Below are 14,594 nucleotides of genomic sequence, written 5' to 3'. Positions count from 1 at the left end.
TCCTCACGCGTCGATCTGCTGTGCGGCCCCACCGTCGAGCACCACGTCGACCCCGGCGCGCACCGAACCGGGCTCCCCCGGCACGTGGTGGACGGCCGCCGCCGCGGCGACCGCGGCCAGCGCGGCGGGCAACTCCTGTTCCAGGTACTCGCAGAGCAGGTGACTGGTCACGAGGTGCAGCTCCTGGACGACCTGGGTGTCTCCGGACGCGACCGCCAGCACGTCGTCACAGGCGTCGGCGAGGGGATTGGGAACAGCCCCGGTGAGCGCCCAACTGGTCACGCCCACGGCGCGGGCAGCCTGCGCGGCGCTGACCAGGTTGGGGCTGGTCCCGCTGGTGCTGAGCAGCAGCAGGACGTCACCGGGACGACCGTGTGCCCGCACCTGCCGGGCGTAGACGTCGGCGTAGCCGTAGTCGTTGGCGATGGCGGTGAGCGCGCTCGTCTCGGCGTGCAGCGCGATCGCGGACAGCGGCTGCCGGTCGTCGTGGAGCTTGCCGACCAGCTCGGCCGTCAGGTGCTGGGCCTCGGCAGCGCTGCCGCCGTTGCCGGCGACCAGCAGACGACCCCCGCTGGCCAGCCGGTGGGCCAGGTCGGTGCCCCAGCGCGCCAGCTGCGACTCACACCGCCGGTACGGGACCAGCGCCGCCGCGAGATTCGTCAGGTGGGTGTCGAGCAGGCTGCCCGCCGGCATCAGGCCACCACCCGGGTCGGCCGGCGCACGGCGGCCACCTCGCTGTAGACCTCGACCAGCCGCTCGGCGGTGGCCGCCCACGAGTACCGCGTCCGGGCCCGCTCGCGAGCCGCCGTGGCGTACGCGAAGCGCCTGATCCGGTCGTCGAGCAGCCCCTGGATCGCGGCGGCCAGAGCCTGCGGGTCCCGCGCCGGCACGAGGTCACCGGTCGTCCCGTCGACCACGGTGTCCCTGATGCCGCCGACGGCGGTACCGACGACCGGTACCCCACAGGCCATCGCCTCCAACGGCGTCAAGCCGAACGGCTCGTACCAGGGTGCGGCGACCAGCAGGTCCGCGGAGCGGTACCAGCGGCCCATCTCCTCCCGGGGCACCGCGCCGACCAGGTGCACCCGGTCGGCCACCCCGCACGACTCGGCGAGGGCCCGCAGCCGCCGCGCGTACGGGTCGGTTTCGAGCAGCCCTTCCGGCGGACCGCCGACGACCACGCACTCGGCGTCCGCGACCAGCGCCACCGCACGGATCACGGTCTGGAAGCCCTTGCGTTCGACCAGCCGGCCCACGGTCAGGATCCGGGCCCGACCCGGCTCACGGTCGGCGGCCGGCCCGAGCGGGGCGAACGTGGACAGGTTGACCCCGGAGGGCACGACGGTCATCCGGGACCGGGGCACACCCATCCGGACGAGTTCGCCCACCTCGTCGCGGCACTGCGCGACGATCCGGTCCACCGAGCGGCCCAACTCCCGTTCGTAGGACACCCGCCGGGCCGGGCTGGTGTCCTGTACACCCTGGTAGCGGCGCTTCACAGTGCCCAGCGCGTGGTACGTCTGCACCACCGGCACGCCGGTCTGCCGGCCGGCGGTCAGCGCTGCGAGGCCGCTCATCCAGAAGTGCGCGTGGATCACCTCGGGCACCCAGTCCCCGCCCCGCCAGCGCTCGGTCAGCCAGCGACTGAACTCCCGCATGTGCGGCAACAACGCGTCCTTGGCCACCGGCTCGGCCGGGCCGGCGGGTACGTGCACCACGTCGTAACCGTCCGGGCTGCGGACGGTCACCGGCAGGTCGGGCGCGTCCCGGCGCGTGTAGACCCGCACCTCGTGCCCGGCGGCGGCGAGCGCGGCGGACAGCTCCGCGACGTGCGTGTTCTGGCCGCCGGCGTCCTCCCCTCCGAGGACGGCGAGCGGGCTGGCGTGCTCCGAGATCATCGCGATCCGCATACTTCCTCCTCCAGCAGCCGGTCCCAGTCAGCGAGGAAACGGTCGAGGCCGTACCTGTCGCGGGCGGCGGTTCGCGCCACCGCCCCGGCCTGACGCGCGGCCGCCGGTTCGGCGATGAACCGGCGGGCGGCGTCGAGCAGGGTGTCCGTCCGGGTGGCGAGGGCGCCCGCCTCCGGCGGCACCGCCGTCACCGCCTCGGTGGTGGCGAGCGCGACGACCGGCATGCCGATCGCCATCGCCTCGATGAGGCTGAGCCCGAGCGACGTCCACCGGCACAGGTGCAGGTACGCGCGCCGCCGGGCCAGTTCGGCGTGCATCCGGTGCTGGGGCACGTCGTCGTGGCTAGTGAGACGGTCGGCGGGCAGTCCGAGGTGGTCGGCCAGACCGGCGACGCCCATCCCGAAGACGTCCAGCGGGGCGATCTCGGCGAACCGGGGGAGCAGGTCGGTGCCGGTGACGCGGCCTCGTCGGACCGGTTCGTTGATCACCACGGCGAGCCGGTCGAGTTCCCCGGTGTAGGAGACGGAGGGGGCGACGATGCCGTGGTCGACCACCGTGGTGCGGGTGGCGCCGGTGTCCCAGAAGATCTGGTTGAACCCGGTGACGTGGGCGATGAGCAGGTCGTCGCGGTCGGCCATCGGGTGCCGCGTGTTGGGTACGTCGCCCTTCGGGGTGTTGTGTTCGACGTAGATGGCGGGGACGTCGCGCCCGGGGCGGCGGCGCAACCACTCCTCGGCCCGGTCGATCTCCTCCGGTCGTTGCAGGATGACCAGGTCGACGTCGGTGCCGGGCAGGTCCTCCGGGGTGACCTCGACCGCCTTGTCCGGCCAGGGGTAGGTGCGGGCCCGGCCGAGGCCGTAGGGGCCGCGGTCGGGTGTGGTGGGGATCAGATAGCGGTGGCCGCCGTGCACGAACGACGTGGTCCAGGAGCCGTGCACGTGCCAGAGCAGGATGTTCATCGGCCGCCACCACCACCGACGGCCAGCATCCGCAGCGCGTCGACCACCTCGTCCGGGTCGACGCGACTGAGGCAGGGGTGGCCGGGGACCGGGCAACTGGCGGCCCGGGTGTCCCGGCACGGCGCGGCGGCGTCGCCGAGCCGGACGGTGGGCACCCGGTAGGGTCCCCACTGACCGAACGGGACGGTCGGCGCGAAGAGGCTCACCACCGGCACACCGGCGGCGGCGGCCAGGTGCGCCGGCCCGGTGTTGCCGACCACGACCGCGCTGGCGTCCGCCACGATCCGGGCCAGCCCGGCCAGATCGGTTCGTCCACCCAGGTCGGTGCCACCGGCCGCCGCGACCCGGGCGGTGACCGGACTTTCGTCCGGGCCGCCGGTGACCAGCACCCGGTGCCCGGCGGCGGTCAGCGCTCCGGCGATCCGGGTGGCCAGCTCGGGCGGGCAGGCCCGGCTCGACGCGGCCGACCCGGGGTGCAGCACCACGTATCCCGGGTCGCCGAGATGAGCCGGGCGCGCCGCCACGGCGTCCCGGCGGAGCCGGAGCACCGGCTCGTCGCCCTCGGGCAGCCGATGGCCGGCGGCGGCGGCGAGGGAGAGGGCGCGTTCGGGTTCGGGAACGCCCACCGGCACCCGGTGCCGGATGTCCAGCAGCGAGCCCGGGTAGTCGTCGCTGATCGCCGCGATCCGGCCGATTCCCGCCATCCGCAGCAGCAGCGCCAGCGGAAGGGCGGACTGGTGGAACGAGGTGAACACCACCGCCTGGTCCGCGCCGAGGGCGCTCAGGCGGGCGACCAGGTTCCGCATGTCCTGCGGGTCGACAGGTGCCGGCGTGGGGTCGATCCACGGCAGTGGGTGCTCGATGATCTCGTCGACGCCGGGCAGCAGCTCGGCGGCGGCGCGGCCCCGTGGCCCGCAGAGCAGCACCACCCGCTGCGCCCCGGCCGCGACGGCGCGGATCGCCGGCCCGGTGACCAGCACGTCCCCCGCCGAGTCCGACCGGACCACCAGTGCGGTCCGGACCGGGTCACCGGATGGGGTCGCCGGCTGCACGGCCTGTTGACGGCGCAGGATCTCGTCCACCGCCGCCGGCAGGTCGGTGGCCGTCCAGCCGGCGGCGGCGATCTCCTCCGGTCGGGTCACCGGAGTGGGGACCAGGACACCCGTCGCCCCGGCGGCCAGTGCGGCGGCGACGTCCCGGCCGATGTCACCCACCAGCACGCACCGGGACGCGGACGTGGCCAACTCCCGGGCGGCGGCATGCACCAGACCGGGTGCCGGCTTGCGGCATCCGCAACGGTCCTCGTCGTCGTGTGGGCAGACCAGCCAGGCGTCGAACCGACCCAGCAACTCCTCGACGCGCGCGTGCACCGCCCGCATCTGCTCCCCGGTGAAGTAGCCCCGGGCCAGGCCCGACTGGTTCGTGACGACCGCCAGCCGCAGCCCGGCCGCCCGCAACCGGTCCAGCGCGGCCCGCGCTCCCGGCACCGGGCGCACCTTCTCCGGATCGCCGTTGTACGGAACGTCCTCGATCAGGGTGCCGTCCCGGTCCAGCAACACCGCGTCGTACAGGACAGGGCGGGGGCTCCCACCGACGGTGCGACGCAACCCGGCGGAACCGGCGCGGTCAGCAGCGGCATACACCCGGGCTGACCTGCGCTGATACGGCTCCTCCTGGTCCTGTCGCACAGGCGGCGGGTTCCCTGCGCCCCGAGGAGTAAACGTCGTCGCCGAGGGGGTGGCCAGCGCCGCCAGCGGCACCCCGGGTCGGCCTTACCCGCCGGGCCGGAGAAGCTAACCCACCGGTCGTTAGCCCCGCCGTGGCGCGGGTATGGGAGCCCAGTGGCGATTGTGGAGAAAGTGATCCAGGCTCCCCCGCAGCGGGTGTTCGACGTGCTGGCCGACGGGTGGACGTACAGCGACTGGGTCGTCGGCACGACACACATGCGTGATGTCGACGACGCCTGGCCCCGGGTGGGCAGCCGACTGCACCATCGGGCCGGGCCGTGGCCGATCTCGCTGCAGGACGCGTCGACTGTGCTGGTCTGCGAACCGCCGCACCGACTCGTGCTGAGGGCCGGGCTCTGGCCGGCGGGTGAGGCGATCGTGGCCTTCACGCTGGAGCCGGCCGGCGACGGCACCACCCGGGTCCGCATCGGAGAGGAATTCGCCGCCGGCCCGCTGCGATGGCTCCACACCAAGCTCAACGACCTGGTGCTGCACCTGCGCAACCGGGAGACGCTGGACCGGCTCGCCGACATCGCCACCCGACAGAAGGGGTGACCGTTCCGCAGACCGTGGCGCTGGCCGGTGTCGCGCGCACCGTCGTCGCACTGACCCTCGCCGCCGCGGCACGGGTCGGGCGCTGACCGAACTCGGCAGGCGCTGACCGGGTCTTCCCGCGCTGCCCGGCCTTCGCGGGTGTTGGGCCTGGCAACCCCGCGACCAGCGGATCGACGATCGGGCACCTCGGTCCGCCGGGTTCCGCGACGCGCGGAAGGGGTGCCTCTTCAACCCGAATGTGACAACTGGATACCCTTTCCGGGAGCCCCCTGTCCGCAAACCGAGGATGTCCGCATGATCGAGCCTGTGCAGCTGCCGTCGCCGTGGCGGGACGTACGTCTGACCGTCGTCGTGCCCACCTACAACGAAGCGGGCAACCTGCCCACACTTGTGGAGCGGCTACTCGCACTGCCGCTGCCCGGCCTGCGCATCCTCGTCGCCGACGACAACTCCCCGGACGGCACCGGTGACGTGGCCGACAAGCTGGCCATCGAGCACCCGGAGCGGATCGAGGTCGTCCACCGCGCCGGCAAGGAGGGCCTCGGCCGGGCGTACGTCGACGGGATGGGGCGGGCGATCGAGGGCGGCGCCGAGTACGTGGCGCAGATGGACGCCGACCTGTCGCACCCGCCGGAGGCGCTGCCGGGCATGCTCGGCGCGTTGCTCTCCACCCAGGCCAGCGTGGTGATCGGTTCCCGCTACGTGCCGGGCGGCGAGCTGGACGAGAACTGGCCGCTGTACCGCCGGGCCCTCAGTGGCTGGGCGAACCTCTACGTGCACACCCTGCTGCGGGTGCGCATCCGGGACCTGACCGCCGGCTTCAAGATCTGGCGAGCCGACGCGCTGCGCAACATCGACCTGAACCGGGTGCAGTCCAACGGATACAGCTTCCAGGTGGAGATGCACTACCTCGCGACCAAGCTGGGGCACACCATCCTGGAGGTGCCGATCCGCTTCGAGGAGCGCCAGGAGGGCACCTCCAAGATGACCACCGCGACCAAGGTGGAGAGCGCCCTGATGCCCTTCCGCCTCCGCAGCAAGCACCGCAACATCACCAACTAACCCCCCCCCGGCCCCCGGCCCCCCGGCCCCCGGCCCCGCGCCGGCCGCAGCCGCCGGACGCGGCCGATCATGGAGTTGTGGTGCCCGTTCTATCCAAATCCGGGCGCTTTGTCACCCACCACAACTCCATGATCGACGCGCGGGGGCGCGGGGGGCGCGCGGGGCGCCGGGAGGGGGTGGGGTTACGTGGGATAGATGGCTCGGTGGGCGGTGGCGATGGTGGCGGCGTAGGCCCGACCGGTCAGGGCGCGGTCGCGGGCCAGCGCCGCACGGGCCGCGTTCGCGCCGGGCGCGCCGTGCACGCCGCCGCCGGGATGCGCCGACGCACTGGCCAGGAAGAGCCGGTCCACCGGGGTGTCCGCCCGGCCCAGGCCAGGGATCGGGCGCAGGAACAGCTGCTGGTACGCGGCGGCGGTGCCACCGCCGAGGGTGCCGCCGACCAGGCTCGGGTTGCTCTTCTCCAGTTCGGCCGGCCCGGCCACGTGCCGGCCGACGACGAGCTGCCGGAAACCCGGCGCCGCCGCTTCCAACACGTCCTCCATGCGCTGCACGTGACCGGCGACGTCCTCGGCCCGCCAGTCGTGGCGGAACGGCAGATGGGTGTACGACCAGAGCGACTCGGTGCCCGGCGGGGAGTGACTCGGTTCGGCGACGGACATCTGCCCGAGCAGCAGGAACGGATCCCGGGGCAGTTCGCCCCGGGCCAGCTCGCTCGCGTACCGGGTCAACCCGTTCACGTCCGCGCCCAGGTGCACGGTGCCGGCGCCGGCCACTTCCCGGTTCGTCCAGGGCATCGGCGCGGACAGCGCCCAGTCCACCTTGAGCGTCGAACCGTCCCAGCGGAAGTGCGCCAGGTCCTCCACCAGCCGTGACGGCAGCGCCGCCGCACCGACCAGGTCGAGGTAGAGCGCTGGTGCCGGCACGTCGGCGAGGACAGCCCGTCGGGCCCGCCACAGCGCGCCGCCGACGGTGCGGACTCCCATCGCCCGACCCCGGGCGGTGAGCACCCGGTCGACGTGGGCGCCGTAGAGGATCACCCCACCGCGCTCCTGCAGCCGGGTCACCAACGCGTTGGTGATCTGCTGCGCGCCGCCTTCGGGCACCGGCCAGCCGATCTGCTGACCGAGCATGGCCAGCAACCAGCCGTACACGCCGGAGCCGGCCTCCTCCGGGGACAGGTCGGTGTGCAGGGCGCAGCCGGCCAGCAGGGCCGGGCCGCCGGGGCCGTCGAAGAGTTCGTCGCCGAGTTTGCGCACCGGCACCACCAGTCGCCGGGCCAGTCGCAGCGCGCCGGCCACCCGCAGCCGACGCAACAGGCCCACCCCGCCACGGACCGGCGGGAACGGCGAGGTGATCGCGTCCAGCATCGGCTCGGCCACGTCGAGCCAGTCGGTGTACGCATCGAGCCAGCGCTTGCCGTCACCGGGGGCGAACTGCTCCAGCGAGGATGCCGTGCGGTCCGGGTCCCGGTTGATCACCGCGGCCCGCCCGTCCGGCAGCAGGTGCGCCAGCACGTCCGGCGCGTGCCGCCAGGACAGCCCGTGCCGACCCAGGTCGAGGCCGGCCAGCACCGGTGACGCGTACCCCAGGGGGTAGAACGAGCTGTAGAGGTCGCTGAGATAGCCGGGCGCGGTGACCTCGGCGGAGCGGACCGCGCCGCCTGGTGCCGAGGTGGCCTCCAGCACCACCACCTCCCAGCCGGCGTCGGCCAGCAGGTTGGCCGCCACCAGGCCGTTGTGGCCGGCCCCGACGACGACGGCGTCCGCGCTCTGCGCGGCGGCGGTGCTCATCCGATCCGCCTACCCGGCGCGCAACCGGGCGAAACGCGTTTGTCTCGCCGAGGCCCGGGCATCCACCGCCGCATGTACACGGTTGCGCAGCTGGTGGGTGGGGTGTGGGGCGCGGGCGGCGACGGCGGCGAACTGGTGGTGTGTGATCCGGCGGACGGGTCGCCGGTCAGCACGGTGCCGGTGGCGACCGCCGACGAGGTCGGCAAGGCGACCCAGGCGGCACGGAACGCGGCGGCGGCGTGGGCGGCGACGGCGCCGGCCGAACGGGCGGCGGCGGTGCACCGGGCCGCGGACGCGGTGGCGGCGGCCACCGAGGAACTGGCGGCGGCGGTCACGGCGGAGATGGGCAAGCCGTTGGCGGACGCCCGCGGAGGCGTCGAGGCGGGCATCGGCACCCTGCGACAGTACGCGGAGCTGGCCCCGCTGCGGGGCGGACGCACCCTCAACGGCGGAGCCGACGCGCTGGACTTCCTGACACCGGAGCCGCGTGGTGTGGTCGCCGCGATCACTCCGTGGAACGACCCGGTGGCGGTGGCCTGTGGTGTGCTCGGCGCGGCCCTGGTGACCGGCAACGTGGTGCTCTTCAAGCCGAGCGAACGGACACCGGCGACGGGTTGGCTGCTGGCCCGGGCGCTGGACCAGGCGCTGCCGGCCGGTGTCCTGTCCCTGCTCACCGGCGGGCCGGAGGTCGGCGCGGCGTTGGCCGCGCAGGAGGTCGACGTGGTGGCGCACGTGGGTTCGACAGCGACCGGGCGGGCGATCGCCGCCGCCGCGGCCCGCACCGGCGCGAAGGTGCTGCTGGAGAACGGGGGCAGTGATCCGTTGATCGTCGACGCGGGCGTCGACCCCGGGTGGGCGGCCGGTCAGGCGGCGCTCGGCGCGTTCGCGAACGCCGGGCAGATCTGTGTGGCGGTCGAGCGGATCTACGTGCACCGGGCGGTGGCCGGGGACTTCGTGGCCGCCCTGGCGCGGCACGCCGAGGCGTTGCGGGTCGGGTCGGGCCGGGACCCGGACACCGAGCTTGGGCCGTTGGTCGACCGGCGGCACCGGGACCACGTGCACGGGCAGGTGACGGCGGCGGTGGCGGCCGGAGCGCGGGTGCGGGTCGGCGGCGAGGTGCCGGACGGGCCGGGGGCGTTCTACCCGGCCACCGTGGTCACGGACTGCCGGCACGAGATGCCGCTGGTGCGGGAGGAGACGTTCGGGCCGGTCGCGCCGGTGGTGGTCGTCGACTCGTTCGACGAGGCGCTGCGCTGCGCGGCGGACTCCCCGTACGGGCTCGCCGCCACCGTGTTGACCACGTCGATGAGCCACGCGCAGCGGGCCTGGCGGGAGTTGCCGGTGGGCACCGTCAAGGTCAACGCGGTGTTCGGGGGAGCGCCGGGTGGCGCCGCGCACCCGCGCCGCGCCAGCGGGCAGGGTTTCGGGTACGGCCCGGAGCTGCTGGACGAGTTCACCGCCACCAAGGCGGTGCACATCGAAGCGCCGGGCGGCGGGCAGTGGTGAACGGCACGAGCGGACGCAGGGGTGGTGCGTCCGCCCGTACCGTCGTCTGGCGGGTCAGTCTCCGCGGGCCTTGCGGGTGGCCCTGTCGTTGGCCTTCTGGATCGCCTTGACCAGGTCCGGTTTGTTCATGCTGGACCGGCCGGGGACGTCCAGTTCGCGGGCCACCGACATCAGGTGGTCCTTGGTGGCGTTGGCGTCCACCCCACCGGCGGTGGGTGCGCGCCGTTCCGGCCCGCCGCCGGCCGCCTGCTGATCGCTCGGGCCCTTGCGGCCCTTCGGCTCCCAGTGGTCGCCCACCTTCTCGAACTGGTGCTTCACGGCGGCGAAGGCGGTCCGGTGCGACCGCTCCCCCTCGCCGTAGGTCTCGACCGCCGAGTCGTGTGTCTTCTCCCAGGTGCGCTGCGCCTTCTCCGGGGAGCGTCGCAGCGTGCTGGGCAGGTCTTCGCGCCCGGGCATCTCGTCCTCCTCCGTGTCGGTCGGATCCCCCTGACGTTCCCCCGGCGCCCCGGCCTAAACGGCCGGCGCACGGCGGCCGGGTTTGTCGATTTCCCGGTGTGGGTACCGGCGGGCCAGGCCCGACCGGACGACCGGTCATCCGGTGGCCGGGGCGCAGGGAGCGGGCATGACGACCACGGAGCCCGGTACGACGCTCGACGGTGCACGACGCCCTCGGGTTCCCCGACGGATGCGGCAGTTGAGCTGGCGCACCTGGCGCGGGGTGCTGGTCCGCAGTGTGCAGAACTTCGTCAACGACAACTGCTCGGACTGGGCCGCCGCGTTGACCTACTACGGGGTCCTGGCCCTGTTTCCGTCCGCCATCGTGGTGGTAGCGCTCGTCGGCCTGGTCTCCGACGGAGAGCGGACCCTGGACACGGTGGTCGACCTGGCGAAGCAGGTGGGTGCCGGGTCGGTGGTGACCGACGACGACGGCGGCGTGGTCGGGGTGATCCGGACCGTGGTGCTCGACCAGAGCAACCCCAAGCTGTTGCTGAGCTTCGGCCTGCTCGGCGCGCTCTGGTCCGCGTCGGGCTTCATCGGCGCGTTCACCCGGGCCTCCAACGCCGTCTACGGGGTGACCGAGGGCCGCCCGGTCTGGAAGCTTCGCCCGCTGCAGATCGGCCTCGCGGCGATCACGTTGGTGCTGCTCGCGGTGGTCGCCCTCGGCTTGATCGTCAGCGGCCCGGTCACCGACGCGGTCGGGGATCTGATCAACGCCGGTGGTCTGGCCCGCACGGTGTGGGGCGTGGCAAAGTGGCCGGCCCTCGCCATGATCATGATGGTGCTGCTGTCGCTGCTGTTCTGGATCGCCCCGAACGTACGCCAGCCCCGCTTCCGCTGGCTCACCCCCGGCGGCGCGGTGGCCCTGGTCTCCTGGGCGGCGGCCTCGTTCGGCTTCGGCCTCTACGTGGCCAACTTCGGCTCGTACAGCACCACCTACGGCAGCCTCGGCGCGGCCATCGCGTTCCTGGTCTGGCTCTACCTGTCCAACTCGGCGCTGATGCTGGGTGTGCAGATCAACGCCGAGGTGCAGCGCGGGCGGCAGTTGCAGGCCGGCGACCCGGACCCGGAGGAGCCGGTGCTGCCGCCGCGCCGGCCGGCCGACGACTGACAGCCGATTCCGCGCCGGATGTCCGGCCCGAGTGCCCGTTCGTGGCCGGGTGACGGTTTAGCGGGCGGGGTGCCGGGTAGCGCAGAAGGCATGGAGCGTGGCAACAGCAAGCACGGACCGAGGATCGACGAACAGATGAGTCAGGAGGTCAGCGGCCTCGTACAGGGGCCGGGGACCGGCGGCTCTCGGGTCGACGAGTCACGGGTGCCGGAACCGGCTGGCGAGGACCAGCCGGAGACGACCACCGCCCCGGCCGGCGACCTGCGCACCGGCACCCCACAGGGCATGAGTTCCACGGACGTCGAGCAGCGCAGCCGGCTCGGCCGGTTCATCTCGATGAGCGCGCTGCCGGGCGACCGCCTGGTGCTCGTCGCCAGCGCCCGCGAGAACGAGGCGCCGGACGACATCGTGGCGGCGCTCGAACGACTGCCCGAGGGCACGGTCTACCAGACCGTTTCCGAGGTGTGGGCCGCGCTCGGCAACAAGAACGAGACAACTCGCTGGTGACCGGGTCACCCCCGACCCGACGACCATTAGCGACCGAAGGAGGTTCTCTGATGAGTGGCGTTACCGAACATGTCGACGTTTCCGTGCCCGTACGCACCGCGTACGACCAGTGGACGCAGTTCGAGGAGTTCCCCGAGTTCATGGAGGGTGTGCAGGAGGTCCGGCAGCTCTCCGACACGATGACCCACTGGACGGTGGACATCGCCGGGGTGAAGCGCGAGTTCGACGCCGAGATCACCGAACAGCTCCCCGACGAGCGGGTCGCCTGGCGTTCGACCGGCGGCACCCAGCAGGCCGGTGTGGTGACCTTCCACCGACTCGACGCGGACAAGACCCGGGTCACCCTGCAGCTCGAGTTCGAGCCGCACGGTGTCGTCGAGCAGGCCGGCGACAAGCTCGGCATCGTCGACCGGCGGGCCAAGGGCGACCTGCAGCGGTTCAAGACCTACATCGAGCGGCGCGGTCAGGAGACCGGTGCCTGGCGCGGGTCGGTGGACCGCCCGCAGCCGTGACCCTGGACAGCTGCACCGATGGCCGCCGGATCTCCGGCGGCCATCGCCGTGTCCGAGCCGGCCAGCGAGACACAGTTTGCGATCATCGCGCCCGGGTACGGCTGAGGACATGACCGACGACAACATCAGGGTGTGGCGGGACGAGGAACGACTTCCGTTGGAGGAGCTGGAACGTGCCGTGTCGGGCTCCAGCCTCGACGGGCAGTCCGACGACGTGACCGGCAACGACGCGGGCGAAGAGGCCACGTTCGGGCACGGGCCGGCCGCGTCGGACCGCGAAGGGCAGGCCCAGGGCAACACGCGGGAGGCCACCGACCCGGAGCGCGCCTACCGCCCGTCCACCACCGGCCGGACCGGACCGGACGTCTGATCCTCCCCGTCCGGCTGGGCGGGCACCACCGGCGCGGGCCGCCCGGCGGCAGGTCGGCGCGCACCCCACTCGTACAGCGCGATCAGCCCCAACGCGAGCACCACCAGGGCCGATCCCAGCACCTGCACCGACGTGTTGCCGATCAGCACGCCGAGCCCGGCCGGGACGAGCGCCGCGCCGATGCCGGACGCACCGATCTGCAGTCCGATGGCCCGGTCCGCGTGCGCCGCACCGACCCGGTCGGCGGTGGTGAGGGTGAGCAGCGGGAACACCGGCGCGGCGGCGAAACCGACCACGACCAGACCGAGCACCGCCAGCGCGGCCGGCCCGGGGACGGCGATCAGCGCCGCGCCCACGGCCATTCCGGCCAGGCTGGCGCGCAGCACCAGGCTCGCCCCCAACCGCTCGGCCACCACCCCCTGCACGACCCGACCGACGAAGAGGCTGCCCCAGTACGCGGACACACAGCCGCCGGCCACCGCCGCGCTCAGCCCGCGCCCCTCGGTGAGCAGTAGGAACGCCCAGAGACCGGCGGACACCTCGATGGCCACGTACAGCGCGAAGGCCACCGCACCCGACCACACCGCCGGCAGCAGCAGCGTCTCCCGGACCGGGACCCGCACCACCGGCGGCGCGGCGGACCCCGCTCCGGTGGATTCCGTGGCGGGGGCGACAGCGGTGTGGGCCGGAACGCCACGATGCCAGGCCCGCACGGTGAGCACGAACGCGGTGGCGAGGGCGAGTTGGGCGGCGGCCACGATGCCGTAACCCCACCGCCAGGCGAGCCCGGCGCTGAGCACCCCGGTCATGATCAGCGGGCCGATGGCCACACCCAGGCCGAAGAAGGCGTGCAACCAGTTCATCTCGCGTGGCCCGAACGCCCCGGCGGCGTACGCGTTGAGCCCGGAGTCGATCGCGCCGGAGCCGAGCCCGAGGAGCAGCGCGCAACCCACCAGCACGGCCAGCACCGGGCTCACCGAGTAACCGGTCAGCGCCAGGCTGGCCAGCAGGGTGCTGCCGGCGAGCAGCGCGCCCACGCCGACCCGGGCCAGCGTGAAGCCGGCCAGCACGCTGGAGGTGAGATAACCGACGGTGCCGGCGGTGAGTACCCACCCGACCGCCTCGGTCGGCACGTCGAAGTCGCCCCGCATCGAGGGCCAGCTGACGCCGAGCAGCCCGTCGGGCAGGCCGAGACTGACGAACGCGAGGTAGGCCAGCAGGAGCAGCGAGGCGCGGGGGCGCGCGGGCGCGGTGGACACGAGACAGCATCCTGCCGCAGGGCACCCTAGTGTCGACGGCACCGGATCGCTCGCGGCGCAAAGAAGTCGTGTCCGGACGGTTGAGAAAACGGACAGCTCATCCAGAATCGGCCGATCGGGGGACGGCAATCCGGCGTGTTCGCGTAAGAATTTCGGGATGCATCAAGGCTCTGGGATCCTCTCGACCCGTCAGCGCCGGCTGGCCTGGCTCGGCTTCCTGCTCGCCGCGCTGCAGGCGCCCGTGTCCGCCTGGCTCGTCGCCGACGAGTCGTGGCTGTTCAGCCTCTGTGTCGCGCTGATGGTGGCCACCGTGATCATCGCCGACGACGCGGCCCGGCGACGCCCCACGAACGCGACAAGCGACTAGGGCGCGAGGCTAGAGCGCGAGGCCCGGCCGGGCCTCGTGCCCCGGCTGGCCCGGGCTGCGGCGGCGTTCCTTCATCTCTGCCTCGTAGAGATGGCGTCGCCCGCCCACCAGCTCGTCCCGGGCCTGCTGGTCCACCTCCCGGAACAGCGCGTGGTAACCGTCGTCGAAGTCCTCGACGATCTGGAACGTCCACCGCCCGGCGATGACGTTGCGTCCCCGCAACTCGGTGCCGATCCGCTCGGCGAGCCGTGGATGCCCGGCGGCGCGGAACTGTTCCACCGCGTCGTCGAGCATCAGGTCGGCGTGCCCGATCAGCTGGTGCATCGAGTACAGGTGCCCCCGGGCCCGCTCCACACACTCCAGCGCCTCGCTGAGCTTGCCGAGCGCGGCGACCGTCGCGTCGCTCACGCCGGCGGGCCGTTGGTGCTGCTCGTCCGGTCCGTCCGCCAGCTGTCCCATCC

General features: G+C 73.3%; 16 protein-coding genes. 8 read left to right on the top strand and 8 right to left on the bottom strand.

Annotated features, from left to right (window positions below; all coding sequences use genetic code 11):
• Positions 1–3: 3 nt before the first annotated feature.
• Genes O7614_RS12540 through O7614_RS12525 form a run of 4 tightly spaced genes read right to left on the bottom strand, consistent with a single transcriptional unit; the run spans position 4 to position 4,557 of the window.
• Positions 4–696 (bottom strand): SIS domain-containing protein, encoded by a 693-nt coding sequence (locus O7614_RS12540; RefSeq protein ID WP_278142237.1) that lies wholly within the window; start codon positions 694–696, stop codon positions 4–6.
• Complete coding sequence (locus tag O7614_RS12535) at positions 693–1,910, bottom strand: glycosyltransferase (protein WP_278138630.1); 1,218 nt, start codon at positions 1,908–1,910, stop codon at positions 693–695. The genes O7614_RS12540 and O7614_RS12535 overlap by 4 nt, the downstream gene beginning before the upstream one ends.
• Positions 1,895–2,869 (bottom strand): glycosyltransferase, encoded by a 975-nt coding sequence (locus tag O7614_RS12530; RefSeq protein WP_278138629.1) that lies wholly within the window; start codon positions 2,867–2,869, stop codon positions 1,895–1,897. The genes O7614_RS12535 and O7614_RS12530 overlap by 16 nt, the downstream gene beginning before the upstream one ends.
• Positions 2,866–4,557: an HAD-IIIA family hydrolase gene (locus O7614_RS12525; RefSeq protein WP_278138628.1), complete on the bottom strand. Its 1,692-nt coding sequence runs from the start codon at positions 4,555–4,557 to the stop codon at positions 2,866–2,868. The genes O7614_RS12530 and O7614_RS12525 overlap by 4 nt, the downstream gene beginning before the upstream one ends.
• A 171-nt stretch (positions 4,558–4,728) precedes the next feature.
• Here O7614_RS12525 and O7614_RS12520 point away from each other — a divergent pair, with 171 nt between their 5' ends.
• Positions 4,729–5,151: an SRPBCC family protein gene (locus O7614_RS12520; protein WP_347404346.1), complete on the top strand. Its 423-nt coding sequence runs from the start codon at positions 4,729–4,731 to the stop codon at positions 5,149–5,151.
• A gap of 294 nt (positions 5,152–5,445) precedes the next feature.
• Complete coding sequence (locus O7614_RS12515) at positions 5,446–6,213, top strand: polyprenol monophosphomannose synthase (protein WP_278138626.1); 768 nt, start codon at positions 5,446–5,448, stop codon at positions 6,211–6,213.
• A gap of 182 nt (positions 6,214–6,395) precedes the next feature.
• Here O7614_RS12515 and O7614_RS12510 read toward each other — a convergent pair whose 3' ends face one another.
• Positions 6,396–8,003, bottom strand: coding sequence for an NAD(P)/FAD-dependent oxidoreductase (locus O7614_RS12510; protein ID WP_278138625.1), 1,608 nt, complete (start codon positions 8,001–8,003; stop codon positions 6,396–6,398).
• Positions 8,004–8,075: 72 nt separating this feature from the next.
• Here O7614_RS12510 and O7614_RS12505 point away from each other — a divergent pair, with 72 nt between their 5' ends.
• Positions 8,076–9,509 carry an aldehyde dehydrogenase family protein gene (locus O7614_RS12505; protein WP_278138624.1) on the top strand — a complete coding sequence of 478 codons (1,434 nt, stop codon included), beginning with the start codon at positions 8,076–8,078 and terminating at the stop codon, positions 9,507–9,509.
• A 54-nt stretch (positions 9,510–9,563) separates the two neighbouring features.
• Here O7614_RS12505 and O7614_RS12500 read toward each other — a convergent pair whose 3' ends face one another.
• The gene (locus O7614_RS12500; RefSeq protein ID WP_278138623.1) at positions 9,564–9,965 is read right to left on the bottom strand and encodes a ChaB family protein; all 402 of its coding nucleotides are present in this window, start codon (positions 9,963–9,965) and stop codon (positions 9,564–9,566) included.
• Positions 9,966–10,131: 166 nt separating this feature from the next.
• Between O7614_RS12500 and O7614_RS12495 the strand changes: the two genes are divergently transcribed.
• From O7614_RS12495 to O7614_RS12480, 4 genes are all read left to right on the top strand, one after another.
• Positions 10,132–11,118 carry a YihY/virulence factor BrkB family protein gene (locus O7614_RS12495; protein ID WP_278138622.1) on the top strand — a complete coding sequence of 329 codons (987 nt, stop codon included), beginning with the start codon at positions 10,132–10,134 and terminating at the stop codon, positions 11,116–11,118.
• 90 nt (positions 11,119–11,208) lie between these two features.
• A complete protein-coding gene (locus O7614_RS12490) occupies positions 11,209–11,625 on the top strand; it encodes a DUF2795 domain-containing protein (protein WP_203149384.1) in 417 nt (138 codons plus the stop codon).
• A gap of 50 nt (positions 11,626–11,675) precedes the next feature.
• A complete protein-coding gene (locus O7614_RS12485; protein ID WP_278138621.1) occupies positions 11,676–12,137 on the top strand; it encodes an SRPBCC family protein in 462 nt (153 codons plus the stop codon).
• A gap of 109 nt (positions 12,138–12,246) precedes the next feature.
• The gene (locus O7614_RS12480) at positions 12,247–12,507 is read left to right on the top strand and encodes a hypothetical protein (RefSeq protein WP_278138620.1); all 261 of its coding nucleotides are present in this window, start codon (positions 12,247–12,249) and stop codon (positions 12,505–12,507) included.
• On the opposite strand, the gene O7614_RS12475 is transcribed toward O7614_RS12480, so the two are convergent.
• The gene (locus tag O7614_RS12475) at positions 12,465–13,766 is read right to left on the bottom strand and encodes an MFS transporter (protein WP_278138619.1); all 1,302 of its coding nucleotides are present in this window, start codon (positions 13,764–13,766) and stop codon (positions 12,465–12,467) included. The genes O7614_RS12480 and O7614_RS12475 overlap by 43 nt on opposite strands.
• Before the next feature lie 157 nt (positions 13,767–13,923).
• On the opposite strand from O7614_RS12475, the gene O7614_RS12470 reads away from it, so the two are divergent.
• Positions 13,924–14,133, top strand: a complete 210-nt coding sequence (locus O7614_RS12470; RefSeq protein WP_278138618.1) for a hypothetical protein — start codon at positions 13,924–13,926, stop codon at positions 14,131–14,133.
• Between the two features lie 9 nt (positions 14,134–14,142).
• Here O7614_RS12470 and O7614_RS12465 read toward each other — a convergent pair whose 3' ends face one another.
• Positions 14,143–14,592: a hypothetical protein gene (locus O7614_RS12465; RefSeq protein WP_278138617.1), complete on the bottom strand. Its 450-nt coding sequence runs from the start codon at positions 14,590–14,592 to the stop codon at positions 14,143–14,145.
• Positions 14,593–14,594 lie beyond the last annotated feature (2 nt).

Source organism: Micromonospora sp. WMMD961 (assembly GCF_029626145.1).
Lineage (GTDB): Bacteria > Actinomycetota > Actinomycetes > Mycobacteriales > Micromonosporaceae > Micromonospora.
Note: the sequence above shows the minus strand (reverse complement) of the source record. Positions and strands in the feature narration are given on the sequence as shown.

Excerpts from the sequence above, each read along its gene's own strand:
- O7614_RS12535 (WP_278138630.1), bottom strand. The coding sequence starts at position 1,910 with ATGCGGATCGCGATGATCTCGGAGCACGCCAGCCCGCTCGCCGTCCTC.
- O7614_RS12530 (WP_278138629.1), bottom strand. The coding sequence starts at position 2,869 with ATGAACATCCTGCTCTGGCACGTGCACGGCTCCTGGACCACGTCGTTC.
- O7614_RS12515 (WP_278138626.1), top strand. The coding sequence starts at position 5,446 with ATGATCGAGCCTGTGCAGCTGCCGTCGCCGTGGCGGGACGTACGTCTG.
- O7614_RS12510 (WP_278138625.1), bottom strand. The coding sequence starts at position 8,003 with ATGAGCACCGCCGCCGCGCAGAGCGCGGACGCCGTCGTCGTCGGGGCC.
- O7614_RS12505 (WP_278138624.1), top strand. The coding sequence starts at position 8,076 with ATGTACACGGTTGCGCAGCTGGTGGGTGGGGTGTGGGGCGCGGGCGGC.
- O7614_RS12500 (WP_278138623.1), bottom strand. The coding sequence starts at position 9,965 with ATGCCCGGGCGCGAAGACCTGCCCAGCACGCTGCGACGCTCCCCGGAG.
- O7614_RS12495 (WP_278138622.1), top strand. The coding sequence starts at position 10,132 with ATGACGACCACGGAGCCCGGTACGACGCTCGACGGTGCACGACGCCCT.
- O7614_RS12490 (WP_203149384.1), top strand. The coding sequence starts at position 11,209 with ATGGAGCGTGGCAACAGCAAGCACGGACCGAGGATCGACGAACAGATG.
- O7614_RS12485 (WP_278138621.1), top strand. The coding sequence starts at position 11,676 with ATGAGTGGCGTTACCGAACATGTCGACGTTTCCGTGCCCGTACGCACC.
- O7614_RS12480 (WP_278138620.1), top strand. The coding sequence starts at position 12,247 with ATGACCGACGACAACATCAGGGTGTGGCGGGACGAGGAACGACTTCCG.
- O7614_RS12470 (WP_278138618.1), top strand. The coding sequence starts at position 13,924 with ATGCATCAAGGCTCTGGGATCCTCTCGACCCGTCAGCGCCGGCTGGCC.
- O7614_RS12465 (WP_278138617.1), bottom strand. The coding sequence starts at position 14,592 with ATGGGACAGCTGGCGGACGGACCGGACGAGCAGCACCAACGGCCCGCC.